18 protein-coding genes are annotated in these 20,258 nt (G+C 63.4%); 5 read left to right on the top strand and 13 right to left on the bottom strand.

Annotated elements, in window-relative coordinates; translation table 11 throughout:
• Positions 1-10: 10 nt before the first annotated feature.
• Complete coding sequence (locus LAD35_RS07565; RefSeq protein ID WP_224152082.1) at positions 11-1,480, top strand: efflux transporter outer membrane subunit; 1,470 nt, start codon at positions 11-13, stop codon at positions 1,478-1,480.
• A gap of 110 nt (positions 1,481-1,590) precedes the next feature.
• Here LAD35_RS07565 and LAD35_RS07570 read toward each other — a convergent pair whose 3' ends face one another.
• Together LAD35_RS07570 and LAD35_RS07575 are read right to left on the bottom strand one after the other, a co-directional pair.
• On the bottom strand, positions 1,591-2,601 hold the full coding sequence (locus LAD35_RS07570; RefSeq protein ID WP_224152083.1) for a pyridoxamine 5'-phosphate oxidase family protein: 1,011 nt from the start codon (positions 2,599-2,601) through the stop codon (positions 1,591-1,593).
• Positions 2,598-3,227: a glutathione S-transferase family protein gene (locus LAD35_RS07575; protein WP_224152084.1), complete on the bottom strand. Its 630-nt coding sequence runs from the start codon at positions 3,225-3,227 to the stop codon at positions 2,598-2,600. The genes LAD35_RS07570 and LAD35_RS07575 overlap by 4 nt, the downstream gene beginning before the upstream one ends.
• A 106-nt stretch (positions 3,228-3,333) precedes the next feature.
• On the opposite strand from LAD35_RS07575, the gene LAD35_RS07580 reads away from it, so the two are divergent.
• Positions 3,334-4,269: a LysR family transcriptional regulator gene (locus tag LAD35_RS07580; protein WP_224152085.1), complete on the top strand. Its 936-nt coding sequence runs from the start codon at positions 3,334-3,336 to the stop codon at positions 4,267-4,269.
• Positions 4,270-4,300: 31 nt separating this feature from the next.
• Here LAD35_RS07580 and LAD35_RS07585 read toward each other — a convergent pair whose 3' ends face one another.
• From LAD35_RS07585 to LAD35_RS07600, 4 genes are read right to left on the bottom strand one after another with little or no spacing between them, the layout of a single operon-like run.
• Positions 4,301-4,966, bottom strand: a complete 666-nt coding sequence (locus tag LAD35_RS07585) for an isochorismatase family cysteine hydrolase (protein WP_224152086.1) — start codon at positions 4,964-4,966, stop codon at positions 4,301-4,303.
• 23 nt (positions 4,967-4,989) lie between these two features.
• The gene (locus tag LAD35_RS07590; protein ID WP_224152087.1) at positions 4,990-5,820 is read right to left on the bottom strand and encodes an ABC transporter permease; all 831 of its coding nucleotides are present in this window, start codon (positions 5,818-5,820) and stop codon (positions 4,990-4,992) included.
• 14 nt (positions 5,821-5,834) lie between these two features.
• The gene (locus tag LAD35_RS07595; RefSeq protein WP_224152088.1) at positions 5,835-6,623 is read right to left on the bottom strand and encodes an ABC transporter ATP-binding protein; all 789 of its coding nucleotides are present in this window, start codon (positions 6,621-6,623) and stop codon (positions 5,835-5,837) included.
• A gap of 10 nt (positions 6,624-6,633) precedes the next feature.
• Entirely contained in the window at positions 6,634-7,644 is a 1,011-nt protein-coding gene (locus LAD35_RS07600) for an ABC transporter substrate-binding protein (protein WP_377779394.1), read from the bottom strand.
• Between the two features lie 645 nt (positions 7,645-8,289).
• Between LAD35_RS07600 and LAD35_RS07605 the strand changes: the two genes are divergently transcribed.
• On the top strand, positions 8,290-8,883 hold the full coding sequence (locus LAD35_RS07605) for a hypothetical protein (protein ID WP_224152089.1): 594 nt from the start codon (positions 8,290-8,292) through the stop codon (positions 8,881-8,883).
• 97 nt (positions 8,884-8,980) lie between these two features.
• A complete protein-coding gene (locus LAD35_RS07610) occupies positions 8,981-10,729 on the top strand; it encodes a long-chain fatty acid--CoA ligase (RefSeq protein WP_224152090.1) in 1,749 nt (582 codons plus the stop codon).
• A gap of 53 nt (positions 10,730-10,782) precedes the next feature.
• Here the strand turns inward: LAD35_RS07610 and LAD35_RS07615 are convergent, their stop codons facing one another.
• Entirely contained in the window at positions 10,783-11,097 is a 315-nt protein-coding gene (locus tag LAD35_RS07615; protein WP_224152091.1) for a cupin domain-containing protein, read from the bottom strand.
• Positions 11,098-11,145: 48 nt separating this feature from the next.
• The gene (locus LAD35_RS07620; protein ID WP_224152092.1) at positions 11,146-13,197 is read right to left on the bottom strand and encodes an ABC-F family ATP-binding cassette domain-containing protein; all 2,052 of its coding nucleotides are present in this window, start codon (positions 13,195-13,197) and stop codon (positions 11,146-11,148) included.
• A 324-nt stretch (positions 13,198-13,521) separates the two neighbouring features.
• On the opposite strand from LAD35_RS07620, the gene LAD35_RS07625 reads away from it, so the two are divergent.
• Positions 13,522-14,394, top strand: a complete 873-nt coding sequence (locus tag LAD35_RS07625) for a ferritin-like domain-containing protein (protein ID WP_224152093.1) — start codon at positions 13,522-13,524, stop codon at positions 14,392-14,394.
• Positions 14,395-14,509: 115 nt separating this feature from the next.
• Here the strand turns inward: LAD35_RS07625 and prmB are convergent, their stop codons facing one another.
• From prmB to dapC, 5 genes are all read right to left on the bottom strand, one after another.
• Positions 14,510-15,421 carry a 50S ribosomal protein L3 N(5)-glutamine methyltransferase gene (prmB, locus tag LAD35_RS07630; RefSeq protein WP_224152094.1) on the bottom strand — a complete coding sequence of 304 codons (912 nt, stop codon included), beginning with the start codon at positions 15,419-15,421 and terminating at the stop codon, positions 14,510-14,512.
• Between the two features lie 105 nt (positions 15,422-15,526).
• Positions 15,527-16,675 carry a succinyl-diaminopimelate desuccinylase gene (dapE, locus tag LAD35_RS07635; protein WP_224152095.1) on the bottom strand — a complete coding sequence of 383 codons (1,149 nt, stop codon included), beginning with the start codon at positions 16,673-16,675 and terminating at the stop codon, positions 15,527-15,529.
• Positions 16,676-16,790: 115 nt separating this feature from the next.
• The gene (locus LAD35_RS07640) at positions 16,791-17,951 is read right to left on the bottom strand and encodes a PilT/PilU family type 4a pilus ATPase (RefSeq protein WP_224152096.1); all 1,161 of its coding nucleotides are present in this window, start codon (positions 17,949-17,951) and stop codon (positions 16,791-16,793) included.
• Positions 17,952-18,142: 191 nt separating this feature from the next.
• Entirely contained in the window at positions 18,143-18,967 is an 825-nt protein-coding gene (gene dapD / locus LAD35_RS07645) for a 2,3,4,5-tetrahydropyridine-2,6-dicarboxylate N-succinyltransferase (protein WP_224152097.1), read from the bottom strand.
• Positions 18,968-18,970: 3 nt separating this feature from the next.
• Positions 18,971-20,179 (bottom strand): succinyldiaminopimelate transaminase, encoded by a 1,209-nt coding sequence (dapC, locus tag LAD35_RS07650; protein WP_224152098.1) that lies wholly within the window; start codon positions 20,177-20,179, stop codon positions 18,971-18,973.
• Positions 20,180-20,258: the final 79 nt, after the last annotated feature.

The following is a 20,258-nucleotide window of genomic DNA, read 5'->3' on the forward strand; positions in this document are numbered from 1 at the left end:
CAATTGACGAATGGATAACGATATGAAATCAATGCAACGCATCCGATTCCTGGCTGCGCCCCTGAGCGCGTTGATGGCGGCCCTGGTGCTGGCGGGTTGCGCAAGCGCACCACCCACCGTGGCAGAGCACGCAGGCGTGGCTGTGCCCGCCAGTTTCAGTGAGCAGAAAAGCGCTGCAGCAGCAGGCTGGACGACGGCGGCACCGGCAGAAGCACAGCCGCGCGGCGCATGGTGGCTGGCGTTTGCCGACCCCGCACTCAGCGCCCTGGTGGAGCGCGCAGGCGAGGCCAACACCGATGTGCAGACTGCTGCAGCGCGTCTTGCGGAGGCCCGTGCACTGCTGCGCTCGGCTGATGCGCAGCGCCAGCCCCAGGTGGGCGCGTCGGGTGGCGCAGTGCGCCAGGCGGGTGCCACCACCGCTAACGGCATGCAGCCTGCCACACTGGTCACTGCCGGGTTGAACTTCTCGTATGAGGCGGATCTGTTTGGCCGCCTCTCGGGGGCGAGCGATGCTGCGCGTGCAGATGCCACCGCGCGCGAGGCGCTGCTGCAGAGCACCCGCCTCATGGTGCAGGCCGATGTGGCGCAGACCTATCTGCAACTGCGTTCGCTGCAGACCGAGCGTCAACTGGTCGAACAGAGCCTGACGGCCTACCGTGAGACGCTGAACCTGATCGAGCGACGCTTTCGGGCAGGCGATGCGGCCGAGCTGGATGTGGCGCGCATGAAGACCGAAGTTTCTGCCACCGAGGCTGAAACGTTGGCCCTGGAGCGCCAGCAGGCCACGCTTACGCATGCGCTGGCAGTGCTGGTAGGTGATGTGGCCACGGGCTTCACGCTGGCATCGCAGCAGGGTGAAGCGACGCTTCCGGTGATTCCGGCGGGTGTGCCCGCCACGGTGCTGGCACGCCGCCCTGACGTATCGGCTGCCCAGGCCTCGGTGCTGGCGGCACAGGCGCGGGTGGGGGTGGCGCAGGCGGCATGGTTCCCGGCCATCACGCTCACGGGCAACGGCGGTTATGCATCGCCAGAACTGGGCGATCTGTTCAAGTGGTCGGCACGGTCATGGGGTATTGGCGCTTTGCTTTCGCTGCCCATTTTTGATGGTGGCCAGCGCGCCGCGCAGGAAGAGGGCGCCCGTGCGCGGCTGGAGGCTGCGGTGGCTGCCCAGCGTGGACAGGTGCTTGCCGCTTTCCGGGAGGTGGAGGACCAGCTCAGTGCGTTGCGCCTGCTCGCTGGCCAGTCGCAGGTGCTGGGGCAGGCCGTGCAGTCGTCCGAGCGGGCCACGCATCTGTCGGATGTGCGCTACCGCAATGGCTTGGTGAGCCAGCTGGAGCTGCTGGATGCGCGCCGCAACGAGTTGCGCAACCGGCGCCAGGCGCTGCAGGTGCGCACCGCCCAGTACACCGCCACGGTGGCACTCATCCGCGCGCTGGGTGGGGGCTGGGAGAGCGGCGCGCAGCTTGCTGCCCGCAGCTGACCGCCCGTAGCTAACCGCCCATAGTTCGCCGCCAATTGCTGGCCGCCGAATGTAAAAGCCTGGGAGCGCTCCGCTTCCAGGCTTTGTTTTTTCTTTCTCCAGGCCGGTCGTTAGAGCGCAGTCACGGCAGCCCGCTCGCGCATCACCCGAAACTGGGGTGCGGCTACCGGTGCCGTCCATCGCAGGGGCAGGGCATGCGGGCGCCACAGCCCCTCCAACACCTTGAAGCGGAGCACCCGCAGGGCGCCAGGCCAGGGCGCACAGGCGGTAGCATCCCACAGCAGCTCTGTCTCGGCCGCCACATGCAGCAGGCCACCGCTGTCATAGTCTACAAACAGCAGGCCCGCCAGCGGGTGTTGTGCGAGGTTGCCCAGGGTGTTGAAGAACTGGTTGCCGGGGTAGTCCGGCATGCTGAGTGTGATGCCCTGTTCGGTTTGCGCTACCTGCACAAAGCCGGGCTCGCCCCCGCGGTGCGAGATGTCTACGCCGTCGGAGCGCGCGAGGCCGGGCCGGGCGGCAGAGGCGCTGGCGATGAACAAGGTGTCGCTGCGTGCCAGCAGTGCCAGAGTGGCAGCGTCAAGCGCGGGGCCCAGAGGCTGTGGTGCGGAAGGGTGCGGTGGCAGTGCTTGCGATGGCGCAAGCGCAAGCGGCTCGCGGGCCTGGATGTACTTGGGGCAGTTGCCAAAGCTCTGCACCACGTCGATGGCGATCCCTTCGTTGTTGAACGCCGCAACCCGGCCATTCATCCGATTGCGTCTGCGTGTGTGCGGCTCCAGTCCCAGCACGCCCACCGGGCTGCCCGAGGCCAGACGGGCGAGCACCGGATCGGCAGCGCCTGGCTGGACGTTTATCTGCATGCGGCGCATGTCAGGGGTGTGCACAAAGCCGGGCGCACCGGCCACCATCGTGGCCCAGGGCTGGCCTGCAGCGTCGAGCGCAGCCAGCAGCAGCGTGGGCAATTTCTCGAACAGCTCGCGGTGCTGGTCGGGCATGTGGTCGCGCAGCAGCATGGGGCCAGCAGCCGCCATGCGCTCGCGCACACCCACACGGGCCTGCAAGGCCTGCTCGCCCGCGTGAAAGGCATCCGGGGCCATGTCCAGGGGCTGGGTGGCTGCAGTCATGCGGCCTCCACAAGCTGGTCGGACAGCGGCACATAGCCGCGCAAGGCCTGCACGCGCGCCACCCAGGCGGTAATGCGCGGATAGGTGGTGAGCGGCAGCCCGCCGATCCCGGCCTGCGAGGTGTAACCCACCAGGGCCAGGTCTGCAAGGCTGGGCTCGGCGCCGCCCAGCAGCCAGTCGCGGCCCTGCAATTCGCCTTCCATGAAATCCAGCAGCCGCCGTCCGGTGGTCTGCGCTGCTTCGCTCACCGGCTTGCCGGTGATGGCCGCAAAGCGTGGCCCGGCAATGCCCGGGCCGAGCATGCCCGCTGCCAGACTGAACCAGCGCTGCAACCTGGCCTGGCCTACAGGGTCTTGCGGCATCCAGTGGCTGCCGGGGGCATAGCGCTGCGCCAGGTAAACCAGGATGGCATTGCTGTCGGACAGCACAAGCTCGGCATCCGCCAGCACGGGCACCTGTCCGAGTGGATTGAGTGCCAGAAAACCGGCGCTCCGGTTCTCGCGCTGGAGCAGATTCACATCCAGCGTTTCATAGGGCAGGTCCAGCATGGACAGCAGCAGCTCCACGCGGTGGCAATGGCCCGACAGGGCGAGGCGATAGAGTTTGAGGGGCTGTGTGGGTGCCATGGCGAAGCTTCTTTCCTAGGGGATGGACAAGGCCTTCACCTTAGCTATTGCATGAATTGGCGTAAATGGAGATATTGAGAACTTCAAAATTGCAAATAGCGAAATAATGGATCACCTCGATACCCTGCGTTGCTTCGTGGCCGTTGCCGAGGCCGGGGGCTTTGCGCCTGCTGCGCGCAGCCTGGGGCGCTCGCCTGCGGCTATCACGCGGGCCATTGCCGCGCTGGAGGCCCGGCTGGGCGTATTGCTGCTGCAGCGCAGCACGCGGGTGGTACGGCTGACCGAGGCGGGTGAGCGCTTCCTGGGCGATTGCCGCCCGGTTCTGGCCGATCTGCACGAAGCCGAACAGGCAGCGCGCGGTGCGCAGGCCCAGGTGCAGGGGCAACTGTCCATCACCGCGCCGCAGATGTTTGGTATCTGCCATGTGGCACCCATCGTGCAGGATTTTCTGGCAGCGCATCCGCGTATTCAGGCGCGCACGCTGTTCGTCAACTGGCTGGTGAATCTGCTTGATGAAGGCATGGATGTGGCCGTGCGCATTGCCCATCTGCCCGATTCGGGGCTCACGGCGTTACCCGTCGGGGCGCTGCGCAAGCTGGTGGTGGCGTCGCCCGCCTATCTGGCGCGATACGGGGAGCCACGCGATCCGGGTGAGCTGTCCAGCCACCGGGCCATCGGCATTTCGCGCGATGCGCGGGCCGTGGCGCCGTGGGCGTTCAAGGATGGCGTGAGCGCCCAGCCGCAGATCTGCTGGATCAGCAACAACAACGAGGTGGACATTGCAGCGGCCGAGGCGGGGCTGGGCCTCACGCGCTGCCTGGCCTACCAGGCGGCGGCCGGTCTGCAGGCGGGCCGCCTGCGCATTGTGCTGGCTGCGCATGAGCCACCGCCGGTGCCGGTACACATCGTCTACCCCGCCGGGCGCCGCGCGCCGGCCAAGGTGCGGGCCTTCGTGGAGTTTGCGCGCGAGCGGCTGGCCCAGGTGCCCGTGTTGCAGGGCAGGGGGCTGGAGCCGGAATCGGAAGGCCGGAAAACGGACTGATTTTGGTCGCCCGGGGTCATACCACCATGGATCAGCGCAGGCGCTCTGCCACTTCGTCCACGGTGAGCACATCGCCAAAGAAAAGCATCCAGTTGTTGAGCGAGTGCTCGTGCTCATACGGGGTGACGGCGGCCAGCGCATCGTCGACCATGATGGTGGCGTAGTCGAGCATCATGGCATCGCGGGCGGTGGATTCGCAGCACACGTTGGTGACGGTGCCGCCGATTAGCACGGTGCGGATGCCATGGGCCTTGAGCACCGCGTCCAGCTCAGAGGCCCCCGGTGCCAGTGCACTGTAGCAGCGCTTGACGACCGTGAGGTCGTTTTCCTGCACATCCAGCGTGTCCGGCATCTCGAAGCCTTCGTGGCTGGCACTCAGCTCCAGCAGGCGGCGGGCACTGCGCTCGGGGGTGAGCATGTGCCTGTGGTGGTGCGACCAGAACTGGTCGGCGCCATCTGCATTGGTCTTGATCCATACCACCTTGCCGCCGCGTGCGCGCATGGCGGCGGCCAGTTTGTTGACGTTGTCAAAAATACCGCGTGCCGGCGCGCATTCGCCCTGAAAGCCGGGCTGTGTGTAGTATTTCTGCAGATCGACCACGACAAAGGCGGTGGTGGCGGCATCGAGCGTGTCGTAGGGGTGGAGTACGCCCTGGCGTGCCTTTACGCGCTCCACGATCCATGGTTCAAATTGCATAGGTCCTCGCGGTTTCTGTTTCTTTATGCGTAGCGGTGCTGCACGGCCTTTTCCAGGCGGGTGACGGCCAGGTACATGACGGCGGACAGCATGGCCAGCACCACGATGGCGGCCATCACGATGTTGAGCTTGAAGACCTGGCTGCCGTTGACGATGAGAAAGCCAAGGCCGGCGCTGGAGGACTGGAACTCGCCCACGATCACACCGATCAGCGACAGGCCGATGTTCATCTTGATCGCCGCAATCACGGCAGGCACGCTGCCGGGGAAGACGACATAGCGCATCACCTGCATCTTGCTGGCGCCCAGGGTGGTGGCCAGTTTGATCTTGTTGGGGTCGATGGCCTGAAAGCCTTCGTACACCACCATGATGGTGATGAAGAGCGAGATGGCGACGGCCATGCCGTACACCGAATACTCGGAGCCCAGCCAGATGTAGAAGATGGGCACGAAGGCGATCTTGGGCATGGCATTGGCAATTACAAGGAAGGGGTCGAGCACCTTTTTCAGAAAGCCGCTCCACCACAGCAGGGCCGCGATCAGCACGCCCAGCACCATGCTGACGGCAAAGCCGATGATGGTGGCCTTGAAGGTGATCCAGGTGTGTCCTGTCAGATCGCCGGTCTTGAACAGTTCGAGCAGTGTGGGAAGCACGGCCGAGGGGTAGCTGGTCAACATGGGGTTGATGACCTGGGTGCGCGCCAGAATCTCCCAGACAGCCAGAAAGACAGCCAGTACACCAATGCGGCTGGCCGTGATCAGCAGCTTGCGGCGCTGGATCTGTGCGAGCCATTGCACATATTCGGGGCTGCGGGCATCGGGTGGGCTGGTGGCCTGTGTGTTGGTGGTGTTCATCACGGTGCTCATGTTCAGCCTTCCACGTGGGTGTCGATTTCATCCCACAGTACGTTGAAATAGTCGTTGAACTCGGGGCAGCCGCGTGCCTCGAATGGGGTCGGCCGCTTGCCGCCAGTCGATGGAAAATCCATGTGGTGCACCGATTTGATGCGGCCGGGGCGGCGCGAGAGCACGATGACGCGGTCGGTCATCGCAATGGCCTCGCCAATGTCGTGGGTGACCAGAATCACGGACTTGCCCTCGTCGCGCAGCACATCCACCACCTCGTCGGCAATCGACAGGCGGGTCTGCGAGTCGAGTGCGGAAAACGGCTCGTCCAGCAGCACCACATCCGGGTTGGTGACCAGGGTGCGCGCCAGGGCCACGCGCTGGCGCATGCCGCCCGAGAGCTGGCGCGGATAGTGGTGCAGGTAGTCGCCCATGCCGCACTTTTGCAGCAGGCCGATGGCGCGTTTTTCTGCAGCAGCCATGTCCTTGTTCTGGATCTGCGCGCCCAGCAAGGTGTTTTCCAGGATGGTGCGCCATTCGAACAGGTAATCCTGCTGCAGCATGTAGCCGATGCGCGGGTTGGGGCCGACGATGGCGCTGCCATCGACGAACACGTTGCCGCTGGATGGGGGCAGAATTCCCGCCAGAATGGACAGCAGCGTGCTCTTGCCGCAGCCCGATTGGCCGATCAGGCTGATGAATTCCCCCGGTTTGACCGAGAGGTTGATGTTCTGCAGCGCCTGCGTCTCGCCCTGTTGGGTGAAGTAGCGCAGCGACACATTGTCGACATGGATGCGGTAGGGGCTGTTCATGGCACCGTCCTCACTTCTGCACCAGGCTCATGTCTACGAACCGGGCGTAATCGACTTTCTTCGAAGCCTCCAGCACGCCGCCCTGCACCAGCATGTCCTGCAGCTTGTCCATGGCTTCCTTTTCAACGAGAGGCGTCTTCTTCCAGAGGTTCAGCGTCTGGTAACGCTCGATGGCGCTGGTCAGCTCGGGCTTGCTCACGCCGGTGAAGTACTCGCCCACCAGGTCGGCCAGTTCAGCTGCGGGTGCGGCGGCGGTAAATTTTTGCGCCTTGGCCACGGCCTGGGTCCAGGCCTGAACGGCGGCGCGGTTCTTCTTCAGGTAGGCATCGGTGGTGGTGAAGACCGTGTAGTCGACCATGCCGGCTTCCTTGCCGACCGAGCCAAGCGGGAAGGCCTTGCCTTCTTTCTCCAGCGTACTGGCCTCGGGCTCCAGGAAGGTCGCGTAGTCGTTCTGCCCAGCGAGCCAGGCGCCGGTGCGGGCAGCGGGGCCGATGTTGTTGACGAGCTTCACGTCCTTTTTCGGATCGAGCCCTTTCTTGCGCAGCGCGGCTTCCAGGAATATGTCGGGGTTGGAGCCGGGGCGGAAGGACATGATCTTGCTGCCCTTGAGCTTGTTCCAGTCAAAGGCCGGATCGGGCTTGCGGCCCATCAGCAGGAAGCCGTCGGTGGCCGTGAGCCCCGCAAACACGACGGGCTTGACCGGCGATTCGCTGTTGGCGACATAGATGGAGGCCTCGGGCCCGATCAGCACGATATCGGCGCTGCCCGAGAGCAGGGCCGCCATGCCCTTGTCCGTGCCCTGCGAGGTTTTCATTGTCAGCTCGATCCCCTCGTCCTTGAACATGCCTTTTTTCAGACCGGCATACATGGGTACATATAGAACGGATCGCACCACTTCCTCATAGCGCACCTTGTGCACGGTTTGGGCCTGTGCCGCGCTCAGTGGGAGCAGGCTGCAGGCGGCCAGCGTGGCAGCAAGCAGGGTTTGGTGAAAGCGGCGGCGTGGGGATCTCAAGCTCATGTCACACTCCTTGTATACAAATATCGTGATGCGGAAGGGATAACTGGCCAGTACTACGCAAATATCGTGCCTGAATCGCTGATATGTAAATATATGTTTTGTTATTAATGTATTCAGTATCCAATTTATTGGTGCAAAGAGAATCGGTGTTAACCAGCAAGTGGCCATGCACCAAACGGGGCAGAAAGTGCGGCAATGCACCCTAAGAACGTGTTTACGATCTCTACGCAGCCGCGTTGGAGTGCAATCGGGATGAGTTCGAAGTGCTGGGCCGCAGCTTGCACCGGGGTGCAAACAAGGGCCAGCGCGCAGAAATCGCCCGATTTCACTCCAACCTGGAGGGACCGTGGGTTTGGGGACGCCCGGTCAGGGGCGGTCTGCGTTGTTGCAGCGCTTGCCAATAACTGGCTATTGGCTGCGCACTGCTCCGCTAGGCGCGCCCCTCGCATCCCATCCCTAGCCGGGCGCCCCGCAAAGCCACTGTCGCGGCGCGAGGAGATCGTAAACACGTTCTAAGGTGGCGCGATGGTGGGCACGGCCATGTCCACGCGCATCCGGTAGGGGGGTGCGTCGGCACATATGCAGAATGTGTCTGTGCTAGGGCGTTGCGGAACTGCGGGCGATGCCACAATCACCGGCGTGAAGATGGAATCTCTCGTGTCAGGTTGCCGCCGGGCGCTTTTCTGGTCGCGCCCCTTGTGCGCGGCGGAATGGGCTTTGCTCGCGCAATATTTTGGCGAGCCCGCCGATCCCCGCTGGCGCCGCATGCGTGTGCATTTGCGGAGGCTGGGCGATACGCGGCGCGCCTTGTCCTTCAATGGCGGCTTTCTGTCGTTTCCTCGGTATTGTTTTGAAGGTGGCAATCCACACGAGGCCTTGCGGCTGGACCAGCCAATGATCACCGGCTGGCTGATGCACGAGGCCTTTCACCACTGGCAGCGGCTGCAGGGCAGGGCGGTGACGCGCGATGCGTTGCGGCTGCAATGGCGCTTTTGGCGCCATGGAAGCAACCCTTACCACTACACCCTGTGCGAATCACCCGGTAGTTTGCTGGTGCAGTTTCAGCAAGCACAGGTAGAGCAGCAGGCGCAGATGTGGCAGGACGCGGTGATGGCAGACCGGGCATACCGCGAGGCGGGCGACAGCCATCCACAATTTGCTGCACTGCAATGTGCGGCGCAGCAATGGCAGGCCGTGCTGCACTGGGTGCGCGCGCAGGCAGGGGCTATTGGGCTCTAGCCCGCTAAAGGCGGCACTCAGTCGTCCCGCACGTGACCCCTGCCGGGCAGGGCGGTTGGCGATACTGGCGCAGATATTGATTGCACCGGATCGCGCCATGACTGTTTCCTTCGCTGCCCTGTCCCCTGCGCATGCTTCGCCGCCGCCCGCGCCTACGCGCTACTGGCCGGGGCGCGTGCCCACGCGGCTGACGGTGCCGCAGACTTCGGTATGGGACAACCTGGCGGTCAACGCGCGGCGCTACCCCGATCATGCGGCCCTGGTGTTCTTCGAGCAGGTCATTACCTACCGGCAGATGGAGCAGATCACCGAGCGGCTGGCGGCGCACCTGCATACACAGGGCGTGCAGCGGGGCGACCGCGTGATCCTGCTGATGCAGAACTGCCCGCAACTGGTGCTGGCGCACTATGCCATTCTGCGTGCCAATGCGGTGGTGGTGCCCGTCAACCCCATGAACACGGCCGATGAGCTGGCGCACTACATCACCGATGCGGATGCGCGTGTGGCCATCACCACCACCGATCTGGCTGGCGCACTGGCACAGGCCAATCACCAAGTAAGCCAGATGCCCGGCGCGGAGCCGCTGCGCCACCTGCTCATCACCCGCTTTGCGGATGCCATGCCGCCCCAGGTGCAGCAGCAGGCCGATTTTCCGCAGGCCTGGGCGGCCTGGCTGCTGGGCGAGCATGCATTGCCGGATGCCAGCTTGCTGCCCGGAGCCTCGGTGGCATCGTGGCAGCAGGCGCTGCAGTGCACCAATGCCCCGCCGCTCCTCAGCGTGGGCGCCGCCGACATGGCGATCCTGCCCTATACCAGCGGCACCACGGGCAAGCCCAAGGGGTGCATCCATGCGCACAGCCACATCCAGCACGCGGTGCAGGCGGGCCTGCTGTGGGGACGCCAAAGCACTGAAAGCGTCAATCTGGTGGTGGCGCCCATGTTCCACATCACCGGCATGGTCTCGATCATGCATGTGCTGATTGGCGCGGGGGCAACCCTGGTCATCATGCCGCGCTGGGACCGCAATCTGGCGGCGTGCCTGATGCTGCGCTGGCGTGTGACGCACTGGGCCAATATTCCGACCATGGTGGTGGATCTGCTGGCCAGCCCCCAGTTGGCGCAGGTGGATATGCGCAGCCTTGTCTACATCGGCGGCGGAGGCGCTGCCATGCCGCAGCCCGTGGCCCAGCGCATCAAGGATCTGTGGGGGCTCGATTACATCGAAGGCTATGGCATGACCGAGACCTGCGGAGCCTCGCACGCCAATCCATATGAGCATCCCAAGCAGCAATGCCTGGGTGTGCCGCACATCGGCATGCAGTCCAAGGTGATCGACCCTGACAGCCTGCAGGAGCTGCCCCCCGGCGAGGTGGGCGAGATTGTGGTGCGTGGCCCGCAGGTGCTGCAAGGCTACTGGAAGCAGCCCGGCGCGACGGAGACCAGCTTTGTGCAGGTGGGCGGTGAGCGCTTTTTTCGCACCGGAGACCTGGGGTACCGCGATGAGGACGGCTACTTCTTCCTGACCGACCGCTTGAAGCGCATGATCAACGCCAGCGGCTATAAGGTATGGCCTGCCGAGGTGGAGAGCCTGATGTACCGCCACCCCGCCATTCTGGAGGCCTGTGTGATCTCTGCCAGAGACCCCTACCGGGGCGAGACGGTGAAGGCCGTGGTGGTGCTGCGCCCTTCTCACCAGGGGCAGGTGAGCGAGCAGGACATCATCGCCTGGTGCCACGAGCATATGGCGGTGTACAAGGCGCCGCGCATCGTGCAACTGGTTGATCACCTGCCCAAGAGTGGCAGCGGCAAGGTGATGTGGCGTTTGCTGCAGGAAAAGGAGCTATAGGTGTAGGCAGGGCGCGCGCTCGCACCTGTTTTTGCCTGGGAGGTATTGCGGGCTTAGACGCTGCCTGCTTTCTCAATTACCAGAATTCGCGCCGCGCCCTGCGGATGCGCCACATGCTCGCAGCCGATGCCGGCATGGAAGATGTCGCCACCGTGCAAGGTGGTGCGTTTTTCAACACCAGCCTCGCGGTAGTGCATGACAACCGTGCCGTCCATGACCGCGAAGACTTCCTCGCCATCGTTGACGTGCCAGATGTAGGGCTGGTCCGTCCAGTGCAGGCGTACGCTGGTGCCGCCCAGGTGGGCGATGTCCAGCGCTCCCCAGGCGCGCTCGGCGGTGAATTCCTTGCTGCGAATCGTGCGTTGCATGCGGTGATCCTGGGGGCGGGTTGGCGCTTTGGGCGGTAGCGCTGGAAATCAGGCCGTCGCGCCCAGCTCCTGGGCAATCGCTTCGATCTGCTCGGACAGCTCCAGCCAGCGCTCTTCCAGTTGCTCGATGCTGTTGTTGACTGTGGCGAGCTGCTTGCCGGCTTCCACCACGTCGGGGCCGGACAGGCCGGGCGTGGCCAGCTTTTCTTCCAGCGCGCTGCGCTCAGTGGCAAGCTGCGGGAGCTTTTTGTCGATCTGTTCCAGCTCTTTCTTGAAGGGCTTGGTCTTGTCGGCCAGTTGCTGGCGCGCGGCTGCGGCCTGGCGACGGGCTTCCTTGGGATCGAATGTTGCTTCTGTTTTAGGCGCGGTAGGTTTGGGTGCTACTGATTTTAGAGCGTCCGGCGCTTGCTGGGTGGATGCAGAAGGCTGATTTTTCTCCGTATTCTCGCCGCGAGCGTCCTGCTCCGCCTGCCGGGCTTCTTCGCGCAGGCGCTTGGATTCGTCGAGCAGGTAACGCTGGTAGTCGTCCAGGTCGCCATCAAACGGGCCGACCTTGCCGCGGCCCACCAGCCAGAAGTCTTCGCAGACGGCGCGCAGCAGGTGCCGGTCGTGCGAGACGAGCATGACGGTGCCGTCGAAATCGTTGATGGCCATGGCCAGGGCTTCGCGGGTTGCCAGATCCAGGTGGTTGGTCGGCTCGTCGAGCAGCAGCAGGTTGGGGCGTTGCCACACGATCATGGCCAGCACGAGGCGAGCCTTTTCTCCGCCGCTCATGCTGCCCACAGCCTGCTTGACCATGTCGCCGCTGAAATTGAAGGTGCCCAGATAGCTGCGCAGATCCTGCTCGCGCGCACTGTTGCCTTCTGCGCCGATTTCCTTGGCCAGGCGGATCATGTGCTCCAGCGGATTTTCCTCGGGGCGCAGCACGTCCAGCTCCTGCTGGGCAAAGTAGCCGATGTTCAGGCCCTTGCCCTCGGTCACCTTGCCGGCGAGCGCCTTCATTTCGCGGGCGATGGTCTTGACCAGTGTGGATTTACCCTGGCCGTTCGCGCCCAGGATGCCAATGCGCTGGCCTGCAAGCACGGAGCGGCTCACGTCCCGCAGGATCACGGTTTCCTGATCCTGCTCGTCGGTATAGCCGAAAGCAGCATCGGTGATGGCCAGCATGGGGTTGGGCAGGTTCGCGGGCTCCTTGAATTCGAAGGTGAACTCTGCGGCGGCCAGCACCGGAGCCACTTTTTCCATGCGCTCGATCTGCTTCATGCGGCTTTGCGCCTGCTTGGCCTTGCTGGCCTTGGCCTTGAAGCGGTCGATGAACTTCTGCAGGTGGGCAATCTTGTCCTGCTGGCGCTCGAACGATGATTGCTGCAGCTCCAGTTGCTGGGCCTGCAGTTCTTCAAACTTGCTGTAGTTGCCGCCGTAACGGGTCAGCCGCGCATTTTCGATATGCAGGGTGACATTGGTGATGGCGTCGAGGAACTCGCGGTCATGGCTGATGGTGATCAGCGTGCCGGGATAGCGCTTGAGCCAGGCTTCCAGCCAGACCAGGGCGTCCAGGTCCAGGTGGTTGGTGGGCTCGTCGAGCAGCAGCAGGTCGCTGGGACACATCAGCGCGCGGGCCAGCTGCAGGCGCATGCGCCATCCGCCCGAGAAGCTGTTGACGGGCTGGTCCAGCTCCGACACCTTGAAGCCCAGGCCCAGGATCAGGGCCTGTGCGCGCGCTGTGGCGTCATGCGCACCGGCATCGTGCAGATCGGCATGGGCCTGGGCGATGGCCATGCCGTCGCCGGTCTCTTCAGCAGCCAGCAGCTGCGCGTTCACCTCTGCCAGGCGCGTATCACCGTCCAGCACGAACTGCGTGGCCGATTCGGTGGTCTCGGGCATGTGCTGGGCCACCTGGGCCATGCGCCATTGCGCAGGAATGTAGAAATCGCCTCCGTCTTCGGACAGCGAGCCGTTCAGCAGCGCAAACAGGGTGGATTTGCCCGCTCCGTTGCGACCCACAAGGCCAACGGACTCTCCGGGGTTGATGGTGGCGTTCACCTGGTCGAGCAGAACCTTGGTGCCGCGGCGCAGCGTAATGTTTTTCAGCGTAATCATGACTGGGGTGAATTATCGCCGCGCGGCCCCTCTCTAGCAGTTTGCGGGGCCTCTATGCGGGCGGCGCCCCATTTGTGGCAAATCGCTACGGCTGCAAGTGCATGTTTGGCAGTCGAGAGCCCGCGAACGACGTTCAGGCTCCAAATTTGTAGGCCATTGTCGCCATCCGTCAGTTGATGGATTGTTGCGTGGAGATGCAATCGTTAAGATGATTCACAGCATTGCCGTCATTCAATGGACACGCACTGGTCATACTGCAGTCACACACGGGCTGTGGCTTGACAGACAGGGACTGCAGCCCTGGGTCAAGACAAGGAAAGCGCCATGACAGCGACAACATCGCAAAACCGGGTTCCGCAAGGCAACACCGGGGACGACACTGCGCAGCCGCGCGGCCACTGGAAGATCGACGACATTCCCTATCACCGCATAGACCGCGCCGCCATCGAAGGCGACGAGGATCTGTTCTATCTGCTGATGAGTGCCTCATTCGTGGAGACGGGCTCGGACACCTATGCCGCCAACCTGGGTGAGCACTACGCACAGTATCCGCAGATCAGCGACTGGCTGGTGCAGGAGTGGGAGCATGAAGAGCTGCAGCATGGCGCATCGCTGCGCCGCTATGTGGAAACCGTGTGGCCCGGCTTTCCGTGGCAGCAGGCCTACGACAGCTTTTTTGCCGAGTATTCGCAGTTGTGCACCGTGGAGGAGCTGTTCAGCGACCGGCGGCTGGAGATGGTGGCGCGCTGCGTGGTGGAAACGGGTACCACGGCCTACTACCATACCCTGCGCGAGCTCAGCCACGAGCCGGTGCTGACGCAACTGCTGGGCCACATCCGCAACGACGAGGTGGGGCATTTCAAGCACTTTCTGGCGTATTTCAAGACCTTGCAGAAGGAAGCGCCGATTGGCCGCACGCGCATTGCGGGGGCCCTGTACAGCCGCTTGAAGGAATTGCGCGAGAGTGACTCGGATGTGGCGCTGCGCCATGTGTTTGCGCACAAGGGGTCGCTTTTCTGCACGCCGGAACGCAAGTTCGAGGACGTGGCCCAGCGCATCTACCACCTGGTGAGCACCGGCCTGCCAGCCGACATGGCGGTACGCATGCTGCTCAAGCCCCTGCTGCTGCCCCCCAGGCTGGAAGGCTATCTGCACGGACCCATCAGCAAGCTGGCCTGCAAGGTGATGGCGTACTAGCCGCCCATCTGTTGCGCTGGAAGTGCTGGTGGAATTGAATAAAAAGGACCGCTGGCGCTTGGTGGGTAAGCGCCATTAGCTATTTAATATATAGCAAATTGGCGGGATGGCGTCTTCAGAACTGTGTTGGCTGCTCATGCATCCAGTGCACCAGCGCATCGCGCGTCAGCAGCAGCACCTGGTCGTCGCCTGCGCTGGTGTTCATCCAGAACACGGGCAGGCCGCGAAAGGCGGCTTCAAAGTGCTCGCGTTCGTTGCCGATCTCCAGCACCAGCACGCCGTCTTCGGTCAGGCGCTGGGGCAGGTCGCGCACCAGCAGGCGCACAAAATCCATGCCGTCCTTGCCGCCAGCCAACGCCATCGCGGGCTCGGCGCGGTATTCCAGGGGCAGGCGCGCCATGCTGTCGGCGTTCACGTAGGGCGGGTTGCACAGAATCAGGTCCCAGGGGCCGCGCGCCTGTGCCATGCCGTTGGACTGCACGAGCGTGACACGGTCCTGCAGGCCGTGCTTTTCTACATTGATGCGGGCAACCGCCAAGGCATCGGGCGAGAGGTCGGCGCCGGTCACTGCCACATCGGGGTAGGCCATGGCCGCCAGGCAGGCCAGGCTGCCATTGCCGGTGCACAGATCGAGCACCTGGTGGGTGGTGGTGCTCAGCCATTCGTCGATACTGCCGTCGGCCAGCAGCTCGGCAATCAGGCTGCGCGGCACGATGGAGCGCTCGTCAATATAGAAGGGCACGCCTTGCAGCCATGCCTGCTGCGTCAGGTAGGCGGCGGGTTTGCGCGTCGTAATGCGCTGTTCCACCAGGGCTTGCACCTTGGCGCGGTCGGCATCGCTGACGGGCCGTGCGCCCACGGCATCTTCGCCTTCGGTACTGCTGTCCACATCCATCGGCAGGCCCAGGGCCCACAGCACCAGCCAGGCCGCTTCATCCTGCGCATTGGTGGTGCCATGGCCAAAGTGCACCACGGCGGCGGTGAGTGCAGCTGCGCTGTCGTCGATCAGGGAGCGGATGGTGGTCATGGCAGAAACGGGGTGAACAAATGTAAAGGCGATTGTAGGCGCGGCAAGGCCCGCCGACGGCAAGCTGCAGCTATCGGCCGCGACCTGTTCATGCGGCAAAACGATTTACTTGCCCAGATTTTCCAGAATGCGGCGGTAGATGCTCTTGAGCGGCTCGATGTCGGCCAAGGCAACGTGCTCATCGATCTTGTGGATGGATGCATTGGGCGGGCCGATCTCAATAATTTCAGGGCAGATTTCGGCAATGAATCGGCCATCGCTGGTGCCGCCGGTGGTCGAGAGTTCGGTCTCAATGCCTACTTCGTCACGCACTGCCTGCTGCACGGCTGCCACCAAGGGGCCGGGAGTGGTCAGGAAAGGTTTGCCACCCAGCGTCCACTTCAGGTCGTATTCGAGGGCATGGCGCTCCAGGGTGGATTTGACACGGGCCTTGAGGCTCTCAGCCGTGGATTCGGTGCAGAAGCGGAAATTGAAATCCACCACCATCTGGCCAGGAATGACGTTGCCCGCGCCGGTGCCGGCGTGGATATTGCTCATCTGAAAGCTTGTGGGCGGGAAGAAGGTATTGCCCTCGTCCCATACCGTTTTGGCCAGCTCGTCGAGCGCGGCCAGTGCCTGGTGGATGGGGTTGCGTGCCAGTTGCGGATAGGCGATATGGCCCTGAACGCCATGCACGGTGAGCTTGCCGGTCAGGCTGCCGCGGCGGCCGTTCTTGATCATGTCGCCCAGCCTGCTGACTGCCGTGGGCTCGCCCACCACGCAGTAGTCGAGCTTTTGGCCACGTTTCTTGAGTGCTTCCACCACGATGGCGGTGCCGTCCACGCTGGGGCCTTCTTCATCGCTGGTGAGCAAAATGGCAATGTTCAGCGGGGCATCAGGGTATTGTGCGACGAACTCCTCGGCAGCCACCACGAAGGCGGCAACGGAGGTTTTCATGTCGCTGGCGCCTCGGCCATACAGCTTGCCGTCGCGGTGTGAGGGGGTGAAGGGGTGAGAGTTCCACTGCTCCATCGGGCCTGTTGGCACCACATCGGTGTGTCCCACCAATACCACGGTCTTGGCTCCGGCCACGCTGCTGTTGCGCAAGGCCCAGAGGTTGCTCACGCGGAAGTCGGCAGGGCCGCTGTCCAGACGCTCGCACACAAAGCCAAGCGGCGAGAGCAGGTCGGCGATCATTTCCAGGCAACCTTCGTCTTGGGGCGTCACCGAGGGGCGGGCGATCAGTTGCTCGGTCAATTGCAGGGTACGGGACATATCGGAAAGTGCAATGCAGCAGGGCAGAGAAGGATAAAACAATGCGGCCCGCAGGCCGCATGGTCAGAGATGGGGAGCGGCGCCGGCACGCCCAGGGCTGCCAGCGGTCGCTATCTTACTCTTGGTTCACATCCAGCACGATTTCGGTGAACGAGGCAGAGTCATCCAGCTCCTGCTGCGCCGCTACCTGTGCCTTGGCTGCATTGGCGGCCATCTGGAAGTCGTTTTGCAGGCGCCACATCAGGTTGGTGGGCGAGTCGGAGTTGGCCAGGCCCTCTTCGCGGCTGATCTTGCCGCTGTTGATGAGGGCTGCCAGTGCGCCTTCGAATGTGACCGAGCCTTCGGCCATCGATTTCTCCATGGCTTCGCGCACGCCGGAGAAATCACCTTGCTCGATCATCTCGCTCACCAGCTTGGTGTTGAGCATCACCTCGATGGCTGCAGTGCGCTTGCCAGAGACAGTCTTGACGAGGCGCTGCGAAATGACGGCGCGCAGGGCCGAAGCCAGATCGCCCAGCATGGTGGGGCGCACTTCCACAGGGTAGAAGCTCAGAATCCGGTTGAGCGCATGGTAGCTGTTGTTGCCGTGCAGGGTGGCCAGGCACAGGTGGCCCGACTGTGCGTAGGCAATGGCGGCCGACATGGTTTCACGGTCACGGATTTCGCCGATCATGATCACATCGGGTGCCTGGCGCAGCGCATTCTTGAGTGCGGTCTGCAGCGACGCGGTGTCGCTGCCGACTTCACGCTGGTTGATGATGGAGCGCTGGTTGGTGAACAGGTATTCGACCGGGTCTTCCACGGTCAGGATATGGCCGGTCTGCTTGGCATTGCGATGGTCGATCATGGATGCGAGCGACGTGCTCTTGCCTGAGCCCGTGGCACCTACGAACAGCACCAGGCCGCGCTTGGCCATGATCAGGTCCTGAAAGATGTCCGGCAGCTCCAGCTCTTCGAGCGTGGGAATGTCCTTGGGCACATAGCGGATCACGACGGCACAGGTGCCGCGCTGGTGCATGGCGCTGATACGGAAGCGCCCCACGTCTTCGAGCGGCACACCCATGTTCAGCTCGCCCGTCTCGTCCAGTTCCTCGATGCGCTCGGGCGGCACGATCTCGGCCAGCAGGGTGCGCGGCGCATCAGGCGTGAGGATCTGGTTGTTGAGGGGAATGCAGTCACCCTGGATCTTGACCAGCGCTGGCGCATTGGCAGACAGGTAGACGTCCGATGCTTTGTTTTCGGCCATCAGACGCAAGATTCGCTCCATGGTTCCCATATCTGTTCCCTCCGGTGTTTATCGGCCCGATTGTAGGCGTTGCAGCGGTAACGGCTTGTTCCAAGATGACGCAATGTGGCGCGCATGCCGCATCCCGCTCCTGACTGCGTCTGCGGGGCGGCCCGCGCGCTGGCTGCCGCCATGAAAAAAGCCCTGCAGGGCAGGGCTTTGGATACGGGGGCAGGGAGCGGTCAGTCGCGCAGCAGGTCGTTGATGCTGGTCTTGGCGCGGGTCTCGGCCGTCACCTGCTTGACGATCACTGCGCAGTACAGGCTGTGGCTGCCGTCCTTCGATGGCATGGAGCCGCTCACCACCACCGAGCCCGAAGGGATGCGGCCGTAGGTGACTTCGCCAGTCATGCGGTTGTAGATCTTGGTGGATTGGCTGATGTACACGCCCATCGACACCACGGAGTTCTCCTCGACGATCACGCCTTCCACGATTTCGGAGCGGGCACCGATGAAGCAGTTGTCTTCAATGATCGTGGGGTTGGCTTGCAGGGGTTCGAGCACGCCGCCCAGGCCTACGCCGCCGGAGAGGTGAACGTTCTTGCCCACTTGTGCGCAGGAGCCCACGGTCGCCCAGGTGTCCACCATGGTGCCTTCGCCCACGTAGGCGCCAATGTTCACATACGAAGGCATCAGGATGGCGCCCTTGGCCACGAAGCTGCCGCGACGCGCCACTGCTGGAGGCACCACGCGCACGCCGGTGGCGGCGATGTCCATGTCGTTCATGTTGGCGAACTTGGTGGGCACCTTGTCGTAGAAGTTCAGGGCGCCAGCCTGCATCAGCACGTTGTCGTTCAGGCGGAAGGACAGCAGCACGGCCTTCTTGATCCACTGGTGCACGGTCCACTGGCCCACGCCTTCGCGGGTGGCCACGCGCAACTCACCCTTGTCGAGGGCGTTGATGACGTACTCGACGGCGTCCACAATTTCCTTGGGGGCCGAGGCGGACGACAAGGTGGTACGGTTTTCCCAGGCGGATTCGATGATGGTTTGCAGTTGTTGCGTCATGGTTTAACGTTGTTTCCAGGATTGAATGAATTGCACGATGCGCTGGGCTGCCTGCAGGCATTCGGCGGTTTCTGCCACCAATGCCATGCGCACACGCCCTGCACCAGGGTTGGTACCGTTGAAGTCGCGGGCCAGATAGCTGCCCGGCAGAACCGTCACATTGTATTGAGCATACAGCTCGCGGGCGAACTCGGTATCCGACAGGCCCATGTGCGCGGGCACGCCAGCCCACAGGTAAAAGCTGGCGTCGGGCAACTGCACATCCATCACGCTGGACAGGAGCGGCGTCACCTCGGCAAACTTTTTGCGGTATTGCTCGCGGTTGTCTCGTACATGGGATTCATCGCCCCAGGCCGCAATGCTGGCTGTCTGCACCGAAGGGCACATGGCGCCGCCCTGGTAGGTGCGGTACAGCGCAAAGGACTTGATCAGATCAGCGTCGCCTGCGACAAAGCCGCTGCGCAGGCCAGGCACATTGCTGCGCTTGGAGAGGCTGGTGAACGACATCAGCCGCTTGAAATCCGTGCGGCCCAGCTTGCCTGCCGCCTCCATGCCGCCCAGCGGTGGCTCGTCACGGAAGTAGATTTCGCTGTAGCACTCATCCGACGCAATCACGAAACCGTAGCGGTCTGACAGCGCGAACAGCTTCTTCCATTCCTCCAGTGGCATCACCGCACCGGTGGGGTTGCCCGGAGAGCAGACAAAGATCAGCTGCGTGCGCTGCCAGACGGCCTCGGGCACGCTGTCCCAATCCACCGCAAAGTTCCTGGCGGCAATGCTGGGCACATAGTAGGGCGTGGCACCTGCAAGCAGGGTGGCGCCCTCATAGATCTGGTAGAACGGATTGGGGCACAGCACGATGGGGTTGGGCTGGCTTGCGTCCACCACCGTCTGCGTGAACGCAAACAGGGCCTCGCGGCTGCCATTGACCGGCAGGGTGTGCTTCTGGCCATCCACTTGCAGGCCATAGCGGGTGTTCAGCCAGGCCGCGAATGCGTCGCGCAGCGCAGGGGTGCCAGCGGTGGCGGGGTAGCTTGCCAGCCCGGCCAGATTGTCGGCCAGGGCCTGCTTGATAAAGGCTGGCGTGGGATGGCGCGGCTCGCCGATACCCAGGCTGATGGGGGGAATGTCAGCCGGCGGAGTGACACTGGCAAACAGCTGACGCAGCCGCTCAAACGGGTAGGGCTGCAGTTTCTGGAGCAAGGGGTTCATAAGCGAACCATTATCACGCAGCTGCAACGGCTTTGGCGCAGGACGCGGGCAAGCCAGTATCGCTTTGTGTGCCGCCTGT

This window comes from Comamonas odontotermitis, assembly GCF_020080045.1.
Classification (GTDB): Bacteria; Pseudomonadota; Gammaproteobacteria; order Burkholderiales; family Burkholderiaceae_C; genus Comamonas; species Comamonas odontotermitis.

Coding starts and splice junctions, on each gene's coding strand:
- LAD35_RS07565 (WP_224152082.1), top strand. CDS start 11: ATGGATAACGATATGAAATCAATGCAACGCATCCGATTCCTGGCTGCG.
- LAD35_RS07570 (WP_224152083.1), bottom strand. CDS start 2,601: ATGACTGCAGCCACCCAGCCCCTGGACATGGCCCCGGATGCCTTTCAC.
- LAD35_RS07575 (WP_224152084.1), bottom strand. CDS start 3,227: ATGGCACCCACACAGCCCCTCAAACTCTATCGCCTCGCCCTGTCGGGC.
- LAD35_RS07580 (WP_224152085.1), top strand. CDS start 3,334: ATGGATCACCTCGATACCCTGCGTTGCTTCGTGGCCGTTGCCGAGGCC.
- LAD35_RS07585 (WP_224152086.1), bottom strand. CDS start 4,966: ATGCAATTTGAACCATGGATCGTGGAGCGCGTAAAGGCACGCCAGGGC.
- LAD35_RS07590 (WP_224152087.1), bottom strand. CDS start 5,820: ATGAACACCACCAACACACAGGCCACCAGCCCACCCGATGCCCGCAGC.
- LAD35_RS07595 (WP_224152088.1), bottom strand. CDS start 6,623: ATGAACAGCCCCTACCGCATCCATGTCGACAATGTGTCGCTGCGCTAC.
- LAD35_RS07600 (WP_377779394.1), bottom strand. CDS start 7,644: ATGAGCTTGAGATCCCCACGCCGCCGCTTTCACCAAACCCTGCTTGCT.
- LAD35_RS07605 (WP_224152089.1), top strand. CDS start 8,290: ATGGAATCTCTCGTGTCAGGTTGCCGCCGGGCGCTTTTCTGGTCGCGC.
- LAD35_RS07610 (WP_224152090.1), top strand. CDS start 8,981: ATGACTGTTTCCTTCGCTGCCCTGTCCCCTGCGCATGCTTCGCCGCCG.
- LAD35_RS07615 (WP_224152091.1), bottom strand. CDS start 11,097: ATGCAACGCACGATTCGCAGCAAGGAATTCACCGCCGAGCGCGCCTGG.
- LAD35_RS07620 (WP_224152092.1), bottom strand. CDS start 13,197: ATGATTACGCTGAAAAACATTACGCTGCGCCGCGGCACCAAGGTTCTG.
- LAD35_RS07625 (WP_224152093.1), top strand. CDS start 13,522: ATGACAGCGACAACATCGCAAAACCGGGTTCCGCAAGGCAACACCGGG.
- prmB (WP_224152094.1), bottom strand. CDS start 15,421: ATGACCACCATCCGCTCCCTGATCGACGACAGCGCAGCTGCACTCACC.
- dapE (WP_224152095.1), bottom strand. CDS start 16,675: ATGTCCCGTACCCTGCAATTGACCGAGCAACTGATCGCCCGCCCCTCG.
- LAD35_RS07640 (WP_224152096.1), bottom strand. CDS start 17,951: ATGGGAACCATGGAGCGAATCTTGCGTCTGATGGCCGAAAACAAAGCA.
- dapD (WP_224152097.1), bottom strand. CDS start 18,967: ATGACGCAACAACTGCAAACCATCATCGAATCCGCCTGGGAAAACCGT.
- dapC (WP_224152098.1), bottom strand. CDS start 20,179: ATGAACCCCTTGCTCCAGAAACTGCAGCCCTACCCGTTTGAGCGGCTG.